This window comes from Arcobacter lacus (assembly GCF_003063295.1).
Classification (GTDB): Bacteria; Campylobacterota; Campylobacteria; order Campylobacterales; family Arcobacteraceae; genus Aliarcobacter; species Aliarcobacter lacus.
On the sequence record NZ_MUXF01000016.1, the window covers coordinates 172,681 to 189,420 of the forward strand.

Genomic DNA, 16,740 nt, shown 5'->3' on the forward strand with positions numbered 1-16,740 from the left:
AATGTTCAAAGATAAATTTGAAGATCAAAAAATGAGCCTTAGTGAATTAGAAAAAATGATTGATTACATACCAAATGTGTATAAAAATGAATTGTTAGAATTAATTTATGTATTAAAGGCTTGGGAACTTATTTCAAAGGGATATGAAATAAAAGATGAAAATCTTAAATATTATAAATTTATAAAATCTAAAATAGAAATAGAAGAATTAGCCAAAATTTTTTACTACTTGTCAAAAGAGATAAAATTATTTAAAACTTATAAACTAGATATAGATAAATTTGAAGATCGAGATTTGAATTTAATTATTGAGGAGCTTAAGCATATACCGAAACTTCCAGATATAAATGATGCTTTCTTTTTATCAAAATTTAAAATTGATAATCTAATAGTCTCAAATCAAATAGCTGAAATGGGTTTAAAGCTACTAGTAGTAGACAAAAAATCTAAAATTGAATATGATGATGAAAGACCATTTGTACCATATTATATTCGAGAATTATATGTACCTTTCACACAAGGATTTGCTTATGCAAAATTTATGTCAGGGCAAATTTATGCAGATGGACAAATAGCTAAATACCTCTTAGTTGCTGAATTAATATCAGTATTTGGATTTGCAGGTATTGAATTTAAATTATCTAATGCATTGGAAAATCCAAATTATTTAGATAATAGCAATAAAGATAAGCTGAGAAAATTTGAACATGTATTATCTTTCCCTCCTTATAGTGTAAAGCAAAATTTTGATTATACAAATGATAAATATAATAGGTTTATATTTCAAAAAGGTTCAGTTTTAGATATCGCATATTTTGAGCATATATTAGCACAAACAAAATGTAAAGCAGTTGTTTTAATGCCAGTAGGATTTACTTATAGAAGTGGTAATGAAGAGTTATTTAGAAAGTATTTAATAGAAAAAAATTATCTGGATGGAATAGTACAATTACCACCAAATTTGCATAGTGCAACATCTATTGAAACTACATTTTTTATAATAAATAAATATAGAAATGAATCTAGTACAATACCAAATGATGTAATGTTTATTAATTTAAAAGATGAAAGTTTTATTAAAAGAGAAGGCAGACAATTAGTATTTAAATCTGTTGATAAGATTAGAGATATTTATATCAATAAGGAAGAGATAAAAAATATTTCAGCATTAATATCAAGAGAAGAGATTGCTGAGAATAATTACTCATTTGCTATTGATAAATATGTTGTTACTGAAAAAACAAAAGAAGTGCAAAAAGAGTTAGAAAAATTTGAACTTATAAGACTTGAAGATATAGCTGATATTAGAAAATCACAATTATTTAAAGATGAAGAAAAAGGTCTTGAAATATTTGAAATATCACCATCTGATTTTAGTAAAGCAGGGTTCACTTTAGAGTGTGGAAAGATAAAAAAAATTGAATCACAAAAAAATAGATTAGATACATATAAGCTTCAACCATATGATCTATTACTTAGCACAAAAGGTACTATTGGTAAAGTAGCTATAATTGGTAAAATAGATAAACCAATGATAGCTTCTCAAGCAATTCAAGTTATTCGATTAAAAGAAGATAAAGAAGAGAAAGCTATAATCTTATATATGTTTTTAAAATCAAATATTGGACAAACAATATTATCTTCCATCACATCTGGTACAGTGATGCCACAAATATCTACTGTAGAAGTAAAGAATTTAGGTATTCCTAAATTAACAGAAGAAAGTGAAAAAACAATATTTCTAAACTTTAATAATGAAATAGAAATGTATAATAAAATTAATCATTTAGAAAAAGAAATAGAGCGAATACACAGTAATTTTTTAGGGGTAATATGAAACACAATGAGGACTCAAGAGTAAAACTCCCAGCAATACTACATCTTACAAGATTAGGCTACAAATATTTATCTTTAAGAGATTGTGGTTGGGATGAAAATACAAATATATTTAAAGATATTTTCATTACTTCCATAAAAAATATAAATAGTGATAAAGATTTACAAGATGATGATATATTAAGGCTTTACGACTCTATCTCTTTATCTTTAGAAAACGATGATTTAGGAAAAGCTTTTTACGAAAGGCTTACTCAAAAGTCAGGTATTAAACTTGTTGATTTTGAAAACTTCACAAATAATACTTTTAATGTAGTAACTGAATTACCTTACAAAAATGGTGAAGATGAGTTTAGACCAGATATTACATTGCTTATAAATGGTATACCTTTAGTATTTATCGAAGTTAAGAAACCAAATAATCAAGAAGGTATATTGGCAGAGAGAAAAAGAATTGAAACAAGATTTAAAAATAAAGCTTTTAAAAAGTTTATAAATCTTACACAACTTATGATTTTTTCTAACAATATGGAATATGATAATGAATCAAGCCAAGCTCTACAAGGTGCATTTTATGCAACTACATCTTACTCTAAACCAATATTTAACTACTTTAGAGAAGAAGAGAGCTTAGATTTAGAATCATTACTAAATCCACTTGATGATGATGTTGAAAACTTTATTTTAAAAGATAACAATTTAAATGTAATAAAATCAAGTCCAGAGTTTGCAACAAATAAAGACCCAAATACTCCTACAAATAGATTATCAACTTCAATGTTAAGCTTTGATAGATTAGCATTTATTTTAAAATATTCAATAGCTTATGTTCACGAAAGCAAAGGTATAGAAAAACATATAATGAGATATCCTCAAGTTTTTGCTACAAAAGCTATTAAAGCAAAACTAGATGATGGAGTTAAAAAAGGTATTATATGGCACACACAAGGAAGTGGTAAAACTGCTTTAACATTTTACAATGTAAAGCATTTAACAGATTATTTCCAACAAAAAGGTGTTATTGCAAAATTCTATTTTATTGTTGATAGAATTGATTTATTAGATCAATCAAAAAGAGAGTTTTCAAGTAGAGGTTTAAAAGTACATACAATAAGTTCAAGAGAAGATTTTAAAAAAGATATTAAAAAAACTACAGCTATAAATAATGATAGAGGTGAACTTGAAATTACAGTTGTTAATATTCAAAAGTTTCAAGATGACCCAGATGTAGCAAGAGCTAATGACTATAATCTTGAAGTGCAAAGAGTATATTTTTTAGATGAAGTACACAGAAGCTATAATCCAAAAGGAAGCTTTTTAGCAAATCTAAATGAATCTGATAAAAATGCTATAAAAATAGGGCTTACAGGAACTCCTCTTTTAGGGGATGACTATAACTCAAAATCTCTATTTGGAAATTATATACACAAATACTATTATAATTCATCAATTGCTGATGGATACACTCTTAGACTTATTAGAGAAGAGATAGAAACAAATTATAAAATAGAATTAGAGAAGATTTTAAGCAGTATTGAAATAGAGCAGGGATCAATAGTTAAAAAAGATATTTATTCACACAAAAGCTTTGTGGAACCTATGTTTGATTATATAGTTAATGACTTTGAAAATAGTAGAGTGATGCTAAATGATAACTCTATTGGAGCTATGGTTATTTGTGAAAGTAGCGAACAAGCAAAAATGATGTTTGAAATATTTAATAAAAAATATGCAAATAGAAATGAAGATGATGAAAAACTAATTAAAAAAGCAGCTTTAATACTACATGATATTGGTACAAAACAAGAGAGAAAAGATTGGGTAGATGATTTTAAAGATGGAAAAATAGATATCTTGTTTGTTTACAATATGCTTTTAACTGGATTTGATGCAAAAAGACTTAAAAAACTATATCTAGGTAGAGTTATTAAAAAACATAATTTACTTCAAGCATTAACAAGGGTAAATCGAACTTATAAAGATTTTAAATATGGATTTGTAGTTGATTTTGCAGATATAAGCAAAGAGTTTGACGCTACAAATAAAGCCTATTTTGATGAGCTTCAAAGTGAGTTAGGAGATGAGATTGAACATTACTCAAATATGTTTAAATCTAAAGAAGAAATAGAGTTTGAAATAGAAGACATAAAAGATATTTTATTTAAATTTGAAACTAAGAATGCTGAAATCTTTTCAAGGCAAATATCAGAAATACAAGATGTAAAACAAGTACAAGCTATTGTAAAAGCACTTCAAGATGCAAAGAGTTTATATAATCTAATTAGACTATTTGGACACTATGATATTTTAGATAAACTTGATATTGGAAATATATCTTGGCTATACAATGAAGCTCAAAATCATCTTAATATTTTAAATTTAAAAAATAAGTTGGAAACTGGAGCTGATACTTCAAACATTTTAAATTTAGCACTTGAAGATATAGTATTTATGTTTAAGAAAATAGGTGAAGAAGAACTTATTCTTGCAGATAAGCTAAAAGATACATTAAGAAAAACTAGAGAAGCATTAGCTGGTAATTTTGATAAAAAAGATGCAGTATTTATATCTTTAAAAGAAGAACTTGAAAGATTATTTAAAAATAAAAATCTAAGTGAAGTTACTCAAGATGAGATGAATGCAAATATAGGAACATTAAATAAGATTTATGAGAAAATAAAAGAGCTTAATAGAGAAAATGAACTTTTAAAAACAAAATACAATAATGATCCAAAATATGTAAGAGTTCACAAAAGATTAATGGAAAAAGAAGAGTTTAATAAAAATGAGAGAAAAATTTTTGAAGCATTAAGTGGTGTTAAGAATGATGCTGATGAAAAGGTATTATCAAATACAGAAATGCTAAACAATGATAGCTATTTTGAAAGAGAAAATGCTAGATTTGTAATTAATAGATTTAAAAATGAACAAAAATTCGATTTAAATTTTGATAGTACAAAATTTATAAATAGCCTTGTTGTAAAAGAATATATAAATGAATTTAATGGAGTATATGAGTGGTAGATTTTGAAATAAAGACAAAACAGTTAATAGATAGTCTTAAAGGTATTTGTGCAAGTTATGGACTTGGAAATGATGGAAATGAATTTAAGATTATAACTCAAGTTTTTTTATATAAATTTCTAAATGATAAGTTTGCATTTGAGTTAAAAAAAATAAATAAAGATATAGCAAATGCTGGGAAAAAATGGGAAGAAGTATATATTTCTCTAAGTGATAATGACAAAGAGATGTTAAGATTTGAATTAGGTGCAAAAACAGCATTCTTAAACTCTGACCATCTTATAACAACACTATTTAATAGACAACATGAATCAGATTTTGCAAAACTTTTTGATGACACATTAAGAGATATAGCAAAACAAAACAATGATATATTTGCAGTAAAAACAGATGGTGGAACAAAGATAACACTATTTGAACAAAATGGATTAAGTAATTTTATATCTGATGAATCAAAAAGAGATAGTTTTTGTAGAGCAATTATAAATAAATTAGCTGATTTTAGTTTTGAGCAAATATTTAAAGAGAAATTTGATTTTTTTGCAACAATATTTGAATATTTAATCAAAGATTATAACAAAGATAGTGGTGGAAAATATGCAGAATATTACACACCTCATGCCGTTGCAAAAATCATGGCTGCTATTATGGTAAAAGGTAATGTAAAGAACGTATCTTGCTATGATCCAAGTGCTGGTTCTGGAACACTTTTAATGAATATAGCACATGCAATAGGTGAAGATAACTGTACAATTTATTCTCAAGATATTTCTCAAAAATCATCAAATCTTTTAAGATTAAATTTAATTTTAAATAACCTAGTGCACTCTATTTCAAATATCATTCAGGGTAACACTATGTTGCACCCATATTTTAAAGATGGGAATAATCTAAAAAAGTTTGATTATATAGTTTCAAATCCACCGTTTAAAATGGATTTTTCAGACTTTAGAGATGATTTAGACACAAAAGAAAACAAAGATAGATTTTTTGCAGGTATTCCAAAAATACCAGCTAAAAAACTCGAATCTATGGCTATTTATAGTTTATTTTTACAACATATTATTTACTCATTAAAACCAAATGGAAAAGCAGCAGTTGTTGTTCCAACAGGATTTATTACAGCTCAAAGTGGAATAGATAAATCAATAAGAGAATATCTAATTGAAAAGAAAATGTTAGGTGGTGTAGTATCAATGCCAAGTAATATTTTTGCAACAACAGGAACAAATGTTTCAATTCTATTTATAGATGCTTCAAATAAAGAAGATGTAGTTTTAATAGATGCTTCAAATTTAGGAAAAACTGTAAAAGATGGTAAAAATCAAAAGACAGTTTTACAACCAGAAGAAGAACAACAAATCATAGATACTTTTAATAATAAAGTTCAAGTTGATGATTTCTCAGTAGTTGTATCTTATGATGATATAAAAGCTAAAAACTACTCATTTAGTGCAGGGCAATATTTTGATGTGAAGATTGAATATGTGGATATTACAAAAGATGAGTTTGATGCTAAGATGAAAAATTTTAGTGATAATTTAGTTTCTATGTTTAGTGAATCTAAAGAGTTAGAAGATGGGATTAAGAAACAGTTGGCAAGGTTAGTTTATGAGTAAATTAAAAGATGTATCAATTCTAATAACAAAAGGAACTACACCATCAACAATTGGGGAATCTTTTATTAATGAAGGTATTAATTATGTAAAATCAGAATCTATAACTGGTTCAAAATATCTTGATAAAAATTCATTTGCATTTATTAGTGAAGAAACAAATTCAAAATTAAAAAGATCTCAATTAAAAGAAAATGACCTATTATTTTCTATTGCTGGTGCATATCTTGGTAAAATAGCAATAGTAAGAAAGGTTGATTTAAAAGCTAATACAAACCAAGCAGTAGGAATAGTTCGTGCTGATACAACAAAAGTTAATGTTGATTATCTATATTACTATTTTTCTCAAAAACAAGTAAATGAATATATCAATAAATTATCTTCTCAATCATCTCAACCAAATCTAAATTTAGATTTATTGGGTAATTTATCTTTTGACAATAAAACATTAGATATTCAAAAAAAAATAGCGAATATTTTATCTTCTCTTGACTCAAAAATAGAATTAAACAATAAAATCAATAAAGAACTAGAAGCCATGGGAAAAACTCTTTATGATTATTGGTTTGTACAATTTGATTTTCCAGATGAGAATGGAAAACCTTATAAATCATCAGGTGGAAAAATGGTTTATAATCAAGATTTGAAAAGAGAGATTCCTGAGAGATGGGAAGTTAAAAAGTTGCAAGAATTTTTAGAATTTGAAAAAGGTATAGAACCTGGGGCTTCTGAATATTTAAATTTAAAAATGAATGAAAATTGTGTAAAATTTTTCAGAGTTGGTGACATACAGAGTGAAAGTTCAGTATATATAGATTCTACAAATAAAAATTATAAAATAGTAAATGAGAGAGATGTTATTGTTACCTTTGATGGTTCTGTTGGAAAATTAGGTTTTGGTTTAAAAGGTGTAATCTCTGGAGGACTAAGAAAAATATATGATAAATCTGGAAAATTTGATAATAGTCTGATATATTTTATATTTTGTGATATTGAAATAATAAAAACAATTCATAGATATGCAACAGGTTCAATATTACTTCATGCAAGTAGTTCTATTGAGCATTTAAAAATAGTATTTAAAGAAGAATTTTGTTTAAAATTTCAAAAAATTGTAAAGCCAATTTTTGATCAAATGATACAAAATAGGAAACAAAATCAAGAACTAGCAAAACTTAGAGATTGGCTTCTTCCAATGCTTATGAATGGGCAAGTTAGGGTTAAATAGATGAGAAAAAACATAAGATACCACGAAGCTTTTGGAATAAATGCTACAGAACTTAAGAAATTAGGTGTGTATGATGGCTATATAGATAAAGATTCTAAATTTTATGTTTTTCCTAAATTATTTAAAAATATTCAAATTGAAGAATTTAAAGATTCATATACTAAATACCAATCTTATTTTTCTAGTATAGTTAAAATTTTGAAATTTGCAAAAGAAGCTGATAAAAAAGATAAATTTTTTAAAGAAGCTTTAAAAAGATTTCAATTTCATGAATTAGCTCATGTTGGTTTAGGATATTCAAAATCTAATAAAAGAGGTTCAGGAGTAGGTAAAGTATTTGCTGAACAATTAGCTTTATCAGCATTTGATATTGTAAAAGCTGGTATTGATGACCCTGAAATTTTTGAATTAGTCGGATTACTTGAAGAAGGTATAGGAGCTGATAGAATTTCAGATATATTTATTTCCATATTAACTGAAGATTTTTTAAACTATACACAAAATATAGCTTCTAAATTAGAATTAAATACTGCAAATTATATCTTAAATGACACGATATTTAAGTTACCATTTTATAACAATATTTTTATAGTATTTGTTCCTCGTGAAGTTTTAATAAAATTGCCTGTAGCTTTTGATAGACATGATATAAGTGATGTTTGTATGCACAATGAAACATTAAGAGCTAATGTTAATCAAATTATAAGTGAAGCTTTTGAAAGTGGAAGTTTAAAAAAAGATTTATTAAAAAATTTATTATTAAAAAATCCAAAGATTGCAAATAAATTAATTCAAACATATCAAAATAAGATAAATAGTAGTTATGATTTTGATTATGATCCATCAGGAGATTTTGTTTGGCAAACAATTGCTAAAGAATATAGTAGTGAATATCCTATTTCTATTGATAAAAATAAGAAACCAATAGAAATAGTAAATAATATTTGTGAACATTATAAAAATCTTGTTGAGAATAATGGATTATTTAAGATGTTTCATAATCCAGATGGAACATATAGACCTGAATCTTTTGCTCAGATGCTGTTTTTTGCAATTGCAGATTCTTATTGTACAGCCAATAATCTTGATATAAGTCCAGAAAGTGATGCAGGTAGAGGTCCTGTAGATTTTAAAGTAAGTAAAGGACTTACAAAAGTAAATGTAGAAATGAAATTATCAAAAAATCCTAAAATATTACATGGTTATGAAAATCAACTACCAATTTATGATAAAGCTGAGAAAACAAATAATAGTATTTTTTTTATTGTTTTATTAGATGAATCGCATATGAAAAGTGTAAAAAAAGTATTTGATTATAGATTGAAGAATGAAACTTTAGATAAAAAATTACCTCAAATTATTGTAGTTGATGCAACAATAAAAAAATCTGCAAGTAAAAGTTTGTTTTAAGGATTATAATAATGGATAAAATAAAAAAATTAGAAGAATTTGAACATCTTTTAGTAAGCATGACAGAAAATATAATTAAAGAATTTGGAGATGAAACTCATCTTGAATCATATAAAAATGTTATAGAATTTAGAAAAAATATTACACTTGAAACAGATAGAGGATTAGTACTAATGTCTGTTGCTTACATTGATGAAAGATTATCTGTATTACTCGAAAAATATTTTGTTGATGATAAAAGTATTATACAAACATTATTTGATGCAACAGGTCCTCTGGGTACTTTTTCATCTAAATTAAAACTTGCTTATGGAATAGGCTTAATACCTAAAAATGTATATACTGATTGTAATAAAATTAGAAGAATTAGAAATACATTTGCGCATATATCAAAACCAATTTCTTTTGAAGATGAACCTATTAAATCACAAACTCATTCATTAATATTACATGGTATAGATGGTCATAATAGGACAAAGGTTAGATTTACTCGTTCAATTATGTCAATATTATTAGTGATAGAAAATAGTATTAGAACTATTAAGAGATGTGAACCTAAAAAAGATTTTGATATTGAAATGAATAAAAGATCATTGAATAAAATTAAAGAATTTTATAAAGAAAACGGTTTTGAAAATATTGATGAATTATAAATCTGAATAATGAAAATACACGAAAAATATCTTGAAGCACTTAAAACTTTTAGTGATTATGTAACTGTATTTTAGGATTGTAGTAAAATTTATATAGATTTTCTAATTATAAAACATATGCTCAAAATAGCATATGTTTTATAATCTATTTACTAAACATTGAATCACATAGCCCATCTTTTAGTATTTTATCTCTACTACCTTTTGTTGGAGTAAATTCTCCAATTTTAGAATTATTGTAATAAATCTCGATAATTTGACCTTTTGAAATATTAGATGAAAATTCATACCAATTATTTCCACCACCTCTTGTAAAAGTAGGTAAAGCTAAAGGATAATAGGCATTACCATCAATAATAAAAGCGATATTCTCTGAATTATATTCCGTATTATCAGTACCATTATAGAATGTTATTGAGTGATCAGTTTCGTCATCATAACCCTCATTACAGCTAATTAATAGTTCTTGGCCAGATTTATTTGATATTTTATACTCTAGCCAACCTTGACCATATCCTGTTGTCCAAATATTTGGTAAAGAATTTGCTAAAAGTGATTTACACAATAATAGCGATAAAGCAATAAAAGACATTTTTTTCATGATTTCCCCTAATTTATTTTAATATATTAAAATTATTATAGAAAACTTATGTTTTTTATACCCTTAAATTATGTATTTAATCTTATTTTAAATACAATATATACAAATGATTATAGGGGAATATATAGAATGAAAAAGTTTGGAATTTTAATTCTAATATTAATTTTAAATACATCTTTGTTGGCTAGTAAGTTAACAGAAAAAGAAATTTCTGAGTGGGGTTTAATAGGTGTAGATAAAATGTTTATTGAAAACTGGAGATCGCAAGGAGTTAAAACACCTAATGATGCTAAAAAATGGTTAGATGCAGGAGAAACTAGGGTGAGTATTTCTCAATGGAAAAATATAAATATAACTAATCCAGATGATGCTATTAAATGGAAAAAAACAAAACTTAACTTTAAAGATATTCAAAAAGCTTTAAAAGTGAAATTAACAGCAGAAATATTAGATATGTGGTATAAAGAAGGTATTTTATTTGAAGAAACAATAGTTTACTATACTAGAAGAATTAACAACTTAGAAGATGCAAAAAAGTGGAAAACTTTTAACATTAAAAATGATCAAGATTTTGAAAATCTATTTAGAAATAATATAAACTCTTTGTCTGAAATGGAGAAATGGGCAAATTTAGGTTTATCACTTTCTGATATTAATAAATGGAAATATTATAATGTAAATAATCCTAATGATGTAGAAAAATGGATAAATCTTGGTATTACACTTAAAAATATAAAAGAAATTAAAGATTGGCAACAAGTTGGATTAAATAATTTTGAAGAAATAAAAAAATGGAAGAGTATAAATTTTTATCCTGAAAATGTAAAATACTATACAAATAAAGGTTATTCGTATGAAACTATTAGTCCTTGGATTGAATTAGGAATTAACCCAAAAGAGATAGAAAAATTTATTTCAATTGGAATAAAAACTCCTAACGAAGCTCAAATTTGGACAAATAATAAAATATATTCTGCTGATACAATAAAATATTCTATAGAAGAATTAAATATAAATAATCCAGAAGAGCTTAAAAAATGGTTTGACTTAGGAATTTCTTCAAGTGAAATTAAAGAATGGAAAAATTTAGGAATAAATATTGCCCATGAAGCAAATGAGTGGAAAAAAGTTGAAGATATATCAAATATAAATCGTTGGTTAAAAGCAGGTGTCAATAATCCAGAAGAAGTTAAAATTTGGAAGAATGATAATGTTACATATCTTGAAATAAGTCTTGTAAAAGAAGGAAATTTAACTATAGAAAAGATAAGAAAATGGAGAGAGTATGATAATTATCCAATTTATATGATAGTTGCTTTAGAAAAAGGGGGTTTTAAAGAACCAGAGGAATACTTACCATATAAAAATATAAATTATGAACATGCAATAAAACTTAAAGAATGGGGTATTATTAAACCTAATAAGCTTATAAAATCTATGTCTAAGACAAATAAAGTTTTAAAAAATGAATTTTATTTTAAAGATAAAGAAACATTTATTTCTTCATATGAAACTTTAAAAGGAGTATGTGAAGAAATAGTTGATATGCAATATTTTGTTGAAATCGATATGAGTCAAAATAAAAATAGATGTTTTGTATTTTTAGGAACAATGTTTCAAAGATTAGACGATAAAAATATTTTTGGTAAAGTAACTCAAAAAGGAATTGTTGAAGGTAATGGAAATAGAGCCTTTTATGTAGAAAAATTTAATGGAGAATGGTTAGAGAATAAAACTAAATTAGGGATTATAAAAGGTAATGGTTCATATTCATACGAATCTAAATATGGTACTCGTGTTATACCGCAAGGGGAAGTTTTATTACTTAGAGAATTTAATATATTCTAAAGTTATAATAATTATCAAATTTGAATATTAAAATTAAATAATAATAAACATATATTACAACTTTATGCAAGATAATTATTCTTGTAAATAAAAAGTTGTGAGGTGTTTAAATGTTGCCAGTATTACCTTTATTGGTTAGTGGAGCTTTAGGAGTTATTGTAGGTTTTTCTTTAAAAAAATATTCTGATGAAAATCCATCTGATATTTTTGAAAGAATTGAAAAAGATACTGAAAATTTGATAGATAGTATGGATTTTTCTAAATTAGATTCTTTAAAACAAAGTGTCTATAATGGAATCTTTATATCTTTTACTAAATATTTCAATAGTTTACATCAAAATGAACTAGAAAAATTTGATATTAAAAATGTAGAGGATTTTTCTACAATAGGAATATCAACTCCAATATTAGTTTATGAAGATAATCAAAACCAACTAAAAATAGATAAAGCAACTGATTTTTTATATAAGTTAAATTCTAGTTTAATATCTATTTTTGAAACTTTAAAACAAGATGTAGATATTGATTTTAAAAGCTTTAGTCAAGATAGACAATCTCTTATTAAAGAGGCTTATAATATTGCTAAGCAAATTGAAAATATTTGTCTAAGTGATATGGTAAATTAAAATATAATTACATAAATAATCTAAGTAAATTTGATTTACTTGGATTATTGTTTTTTTTGTTAAAATAAAATTGTGGAGTTTTTATAAATATTAATAAAAAAGGAAAAGATATAATTATGAGATATAATCAAGATGAAGAACTAAAATATGTTTCATTCGATGTTATGTTTAAATTCTTTCAAGATTTTGGAAGTTATGAGGATATTGAAGATGAGACTCTTAATACTGTTTTTGAAATTGTAGAAACACCGAAAAGAAGTGATGTTGCTTATAAAACTTTTGAAGAGATGGATAATTATAATTTGACTTCGTATATAATTTTTTTAATGGCTATTAGAAATAAAAAAGTTAAAGAAATTGTTTTAAAAGTAAAATATATTTTTGATTATATTGCTAATGATAATGTTTTAGTAAATAACAAACATATGAAAGAAAATAATGTAGAGATAAATTACATAGAAGAAAAATTAGAATACGATTATTTTTCTTTTATGATTCTTGATATGGAGTTTGAAGAAAAAACAAGTGAAAAGCAAAGAGAATTAAAACAAAAATATATTTCAACTGGATTAAAACCATTTGATGAATTTAAAAAAGATTTAGAATCTTTAACTAATGAAAATGAAACAAACAATTTATATTTTGAAAATTTATGTGCAATTATTAAAAATCTTTTTAATATATTAAGAAATAACTTTTTAATATACCCTTGTGGATATAAAAGTGATAGTAATTGTGATGATATTTATGAATTGATTGAAAAGAAAGAACTAGTCCCATATGGTTATTCAGATCTTATATGTGGTTATTTGGAAGATTTTAAAAAATTATATAAAGATAAAATCTTATTAGCAGATTTATTTTTTATTTATGATTATCATAGTTATAAGATAAATCAAGATGATATAGCAGATAAAACATATATAACTAAAAATATTAAATGTGCCCTTACAAAGTACCATGGTATATCTAAAAAAGGTTGTTCTTCTATAATAACATATGAAGATTTTTCTAAAAATTATAGTAACTATAAAAATGAAGAAGCTAATTTTGGATATTACATTACCGAAAGATCACTGAGAAGTAAAATATCTATGATGCAAAAATTTATAGATGAATGTGGTTATAAGAGTTTGTTTTATATATAATATGGATATTGAATAATTAAACAATATTCTAGAATTAGGTATAATAAGAAGTTTTTTTTATACTTTAAAAGTACCAAAATTATATATAAATATAAAAATGGGTAGCTATAGGGTAGCAAAAATTCAAATAAACTTTAAAGATATTTCTAGAATCCCTATAAAAATGGGATCAAATAAGGATATAGATAAATGATTTTAATGATTGATAACTATGATAGTTTTACATATAATATAGTTCAATATTGTTTAGAATTGGGTGCTGATTTAAAAGTAGTTAGAAATGATGAATTAACTTTAGAAGAAATTGAAAAGTTGAATCCTTCTAAAATCATAATCTCTCCAGGTCCAGCAACTCCTAATGAAGCTGGTGTTTGTTTAGATGTTATAAAATATTTTGCTGATAAAAAACCAATATTTGGAATTTGTTTAGGACATCAAGCAATAGGACAAGTTTTTGGAGGAAAAGTTGTAAGAGCAAAAAATATGATGCATGGAAAAACTTCTTTAATAAAAGTAACAAGAAATACTAAGATATTTGAAGGTTTACCAAAAGAGTTTATTCAAACACGATATCACTCTTTAATTGTAGATAAAAATGATTTACCTGAAGATATAATAGTTACTTCGTATAGTACAGATGATGATGAGATTATGTCTTTGGAAATAAGAAATAAACAAATCTATGGAGTACAGTTTCACCCCGAATCAATTATGAGTGAACATGGTTACAAAATAATTGGAAATTTTTTAAAATTGTAGTTAATTTATGATGGCTTCTAAAAATAAATATAATCTATTTTTTTATACTTTTTTATTGATAATTGTCTCTATTTTAATTTTAAAAGTAGAGTTGTCTTTAAGTATTTCTTATAAAGAAGCCTTAAATGTTTTTGTAAATAATTCCATTTTAACTTTTATCACAAAAATTTCTTTATATCTTTTTGGACAAAACGATATTGCTTTAAGATTGCCTTTTATCCTTTTTTATTTTTTTAGTGTTATTTTAATGTATAAAATAACTGAAGATTATTTTAAATACGAAAGTGATAGATTTATATCAATCCTTATTTTTATGATTCTTCCTGGAGTATTGAGTGCTTCACTTTTAGTAAATAGTGCAATTATTGTAACTTTTCTTACTCTTTTTTATATTTATTATTATCAAAAATATAATAAACATCTTTATATATTATTGTTTATTTGTTTATTTATTGATAACTCTTTCGCAATTCTTTTTTTAGCACTTTTTTTCTTTTCTTTTAGAAATAAAGATAAAACTTTACTATATATTTCAGCAATACTTTTTGTATTGTCTTTATACATTTATGGTTTCCCTACAGATGGAAAACCAAAGGGATTTTTAATTGATACAGTTGCAATATATGCAGCTATATTTTCTCCTGTACTTTTTATATATTTTATATATACAATTTATAGAGGAACAATAAGAAAAGAGAGAAGTTTAAGTTGGTATATATCTATTACAGCTTTACTTATATCTATTGTGTTCTCTTTTAGGCAGAAAATTTATATTGAAGATTTTGCTCCTTATGTTGTAATTGCTATTCCATTGATGTTAAAAACTTTTTTACACTCATATAGAATTAGATTAAAACAATTTCGAAAAGTGCATAATATTATTGCTATATTAATTATTGGGATGTTAGCTTTAAATGTTATTTTTACATTTGTAAATAAACCTTTGTATTTGATTATTTCAGAACCAAAAAGACATTTTGTTTATCAATACCATTTTGCAAAAGAGTTAGCTTTTACTTTAAAAGAACAAAATATAGATGAAATTCTTTGTGATGATGAAGAGTTACAACTTCGATTAAAATTTTATAATATAAATAAAGGCGAGGACTATTATTTGTCAACAAAAGAGTTTTTTAATTATGATGAAAAAATTAGCATAAAATATTATAATAAAGACCTTTTTGATGTTTATATAAAAGATTTGAAAAATCTAAAATGAAAAAGGCTTTTTCTTTATTAGAAATGGTATTAGTTGTAGTTTTAATTGGCTTATTGTATGTTTTATTCATTCCTAAAAAGCAAATAAATAAACTTGAAGAAGCAACAAATAGAATATCTATGTATTTATCTTATGCAAGATATCAAGCATTTATTGATGATAAATATTCAAATGAAGATTTATGGCATAAAAAAAGATGGACTATGAAATTTTTTAGATGTAGGGAAAATGAAGGTGGAGGAATTTACTTTTCTATTTATAGTGAAAAAAATGATACAGGACATCCAAATCAAAAGGAAAGTTTAAAAGATCCTCTAACAAATAAATATATTCATAGTAATAATTTTTGTAAAGAGAATAATGAAAATAGTAAATATGCACTCTTAAGTAAAAATTTTGATATTGAAAAAGTAAATATTAGTTGCAATAATACAGATTCATTAGGACAAATATCTTTTGGAAATGATGGAAAAGTTTATTCAAAATTATCACATAAACCAGATGAAGCTTATGAATATGAGATAAACACGCCTTGTTCCGTACAATTAACTTCAATAAAAAAAGAAATAAAAGAGATAAAAATTTATCCCAAAACTACATTTATAGAGTAAAAAACGCGAATTTGGAAATTTAAGCTACATTTTAGGAAAGTACTCTTGACAAGAGAAGAAAAAGGTATTATAATTCCCGTCCAATTTGACAAGACGAAGTTCAAAATCAAATTACGATCTTTAAAAGAAGAGAGTTTGTAAAGAAGTAATCTTTGTAAACT

General features: G+C 24.6%; 13 protein-coding genes. 12 read left to right on the plus strand and 1 reads right to left on the minus strand.

Annotation, left to right across the window (positions count from 1 at the left end; all coding sequences use genetic code 11):
- Position 1 precedes the first annotated feature (1 nt).
- From B0175_RS08610 to B0175_RS08635, 6 genes are read left to right on the plus strand one after another with little or no spacing between them, the layout of a single operon-like run.
- The gene (locus B0175_RS08610) at positions 2–1,837 is read left to right on the plus strand and encodes an N-6 DNA methylase (protein ID WP_175531518.1); all 1,836 of its coding nucleotides are present in this window, start codon (positions 2–4) and stop codon (positions 1,835–1,837) included.
- Positions 1,834–4,860, plus strand: a complete 3,027-nt coding sequence (locus B0175_RS08615) for a type I restriction endonuclease subunit R (protein ID WP_108528189.1) — start codon at positions 1,834–1,836, stop codon at positions 4,858–4,860. The genes B0175_RS08610 and B0175_RS08615 overlap by 4 nt, the downstream gene beginning before the upstream one ends.
- Entirely contained in the window at positions 4,854–6,479 is a 1,626-nt protein-coding gene (locus B0175_RS08620; RefSeq protein WP_108528190.1) for an HsdM family class I SAM-dependent methyltransferase, read from the plus strand. The genes B0175_RS08615 and B0175_RS08620 overlap by 7 nt, the downstream gene beginning before the upstream one ends.
- Entirely contained in the window at positions 6,472–7,704 is a 1,233-nt protein-coding gene (locus B0175_RS08625; protein WP_108528191.1) for a restriction endonuclease subunit S, read from the plus strand. Before B0175_RS08620 ends, B0175_RS08625 begins: the two co-directional genes overlap by 8 nt.
- Complete coding sequence (locus B0175_RS08630; protein ID WP_108528192.1) at positions 7,705–9,114, plus strand: hypothetical protein; 1,410 nt, start codon at positions 7,705–7,707, stop codon at positions 9,112–9,114.
- A gap of 11 nt (positions 9,115–9,125) precedes the next feature.
- Positions 9,126–9,767, plus strand: coding sequence for an MltR family transcriptional regulator (locus tag B0175_RS08635; protein ID WP_108528193.1), 642 nt, complete (start codon positions 9,126–9,128; stop codon positions 9,765–9,767).
- 145 nt (positions 9,768–9,912) lie between these two features.
- On the opposite strand, the gene B0175_RS08640 is transcribed toward B0175_RS08635, so the two are convergent.
- Positions 9,913–10,368 (minus strand): hypothetical protein, encoded by a 456-nt coding sequence (locus tag B0175_RS08640; RefSeq protein ID WP_108528194.1) that lies wholly within the window; start codon positions 10,366–10,368, stop codon positions 9,913–9,915.
- A gap of 129 nt (positions 10,369–10,497) precedes the next feature.
- Here B0175_RS08640 and B0175_RS08645 point away from each other — a divergent pair, with 129 nt between their 5' ends.
- From B0175_RS08645 to B0175_RS08670, 6 genes are all read left to right on the plus strand, one after another.
- Positions 10,498–12,216 carry a hypothetical protein gene (locus B0175_RS08645; protein WP_108528195.1) on the plus strand — a complete coding sequence of 573 codons (1,719 nt, stop codon included), beginning with the start codon at positions 10,498–10,500 and terminating at the stop codon, positions 12,214–12,216.
- Positions 12,217–12,326: 110 nt separating this feature from the next.
- On the plus strand, positions 12,327–12,842 hold the full coding sequence (locus B0175_RS08650) for a hypothetical protein (RefSeq protein ID WP_108528196.1): 516 nt from the start codon (positions 12,327–12,329) through the stop codon (positions 12,840–12,842).
- Between the two features lie 116 nt (positions 12,843–12,958).
- Positions 12,959–13,990 carry a hypothetical protein gene (locus tag B0175_RS08655; protein WP_108528197.1) on the plus strand — a complete coding sequence of 344 codons (1,032 nt, stop codon included), beginning with the start codon at positions 12,959–12,961 and terminating at the stop codon, positions 13,988–13,990.
- Positions 13,991–14,179: 189 nt separating this feature from the next.
- Positions 14,180–14,749 carry an anthranilate synthase component II gene (locus tag B0175_RS08660; protein WP_108528198.1) on the plus strand — a complete coding sequence of 190 codons (570 nt, stop codon included), beginning with the start codon at positions 14,180–14,182 and terminating at the stop codon, positions 14,747–14,749.
- Between the two features lie 7 nt (positions 14,750–14,756).
- Entirely contained in the window at positions 14,757–15,968 is a 1,212-nt protein-coding gene (locus B0175_RS08665; RefSeq protein WP_228156089.1) for a hypothetical protein, read from the plus strand.
- The gene (locus B0175_RS08670; protein WP_108528200.1) at positions 15,965–16,579 is read left to right on the plus strand and encodes a hypothetical protein; all 615 of its coding nucleotides are present in this window, start codon (positions 15,965–15,967) and stop codon (positions 16,577–16,579) included. Before B0175_RS08665 ends, B0175_RS08670 begins: the two co-directional genes overlap by 4 nt.
- Positions 16,580–16,740: the final 161 nt, after the last annotated feature.

What these genes read in the sequence shown, in the direction of transcription:
- B0175_RS08645 (WP_108528195.1), top strand. Translation starts at nt 10,498, where the DNA reads ATGAAAAAGTTTGGAATTTTAATTCTAATATTAATTTTAAATACATCT.
- B0175_RS08610 (WP_175531518.1), top strand. Translation starts at nt 2, where the DNA reads ATGTTCAAAGATAAATTTGAAGATCAAAAAATGAGCCTTAGTGAATTA.
- B0175_RS08635 (WP_108528193.1), top strand. Translation starts at nt 9,126, where the DNA reads ATGGATAAAATAAAAAAATTAGAAGAATTTGAACATCTTTTAGTAAGC.
- B0175_RS08615 (WP_108528189.1), top strand. Translation starts at nt 1,834, where the DNA reads ATGAAACACAATGAGGACTCAAGAGTAAAACTCCCAGCAATACTACAT.
- B0175_RS08625 (WP_108528191.1), top strand. Translation starts at nt 6,472, where the DNA reads ATGAGTAAATTAAAAGATGTATCAATTCTAATAACAAAAGGAACTACA.
- B0175_RS08660 (WP_108528198.1), top strand. Translation starts at nt 14,180, where the DNA reads ATGATTTTAATGATTGATAACTATGATAGTTTTACATATAATATAGTT.
- B0175_RS08655 (WP_108528197.1), top strand. Translation starts at nt 12,959, where the DNA reads ATGAGATATAATCAAGATGAAGAACTAAAATATGTTTCATTCGATGTT.
- B0175_RS08665 (WP_228156089.1), top strand. Translation starts at nt 14,757, where the DNA reads ATGATGGCTTCTAAAAATAAATATAATCTATTTTTTTATACTTTTTTA.
- B0175_RS08670 (WP_108528200.1), top strand. Translation starts at nt 15,965, where the DNA reads ATGAAAAAGGCTTTTTCTTTATTAGAAATGGTATTAGTTGTAGTTTTA.
- B0175_RS08630 (WP_108528192.1), top strand. Translation starts at nt 7,705, where the DNA reads ATGAGAAAAAACATAAGATACCACGAAGCTTTTGGAATAAATGCTACA.
- B0175_RS08640 (WP_108528194.1), bottom strand. Translation starts at nt 10,368, where the DNA reads ATGAAAAAAATGTCTTTTATTGCTTTATCGCTATTATTGTGTAAATCA.
- B0175_RS08650 (WP_108528196.1), top strand. Translation starts at nt 12,327, where the DNA reads ATGTTGCCAGTATTACCTTTATTGGTTAGTGGAGCTTTAGGAGTTATT.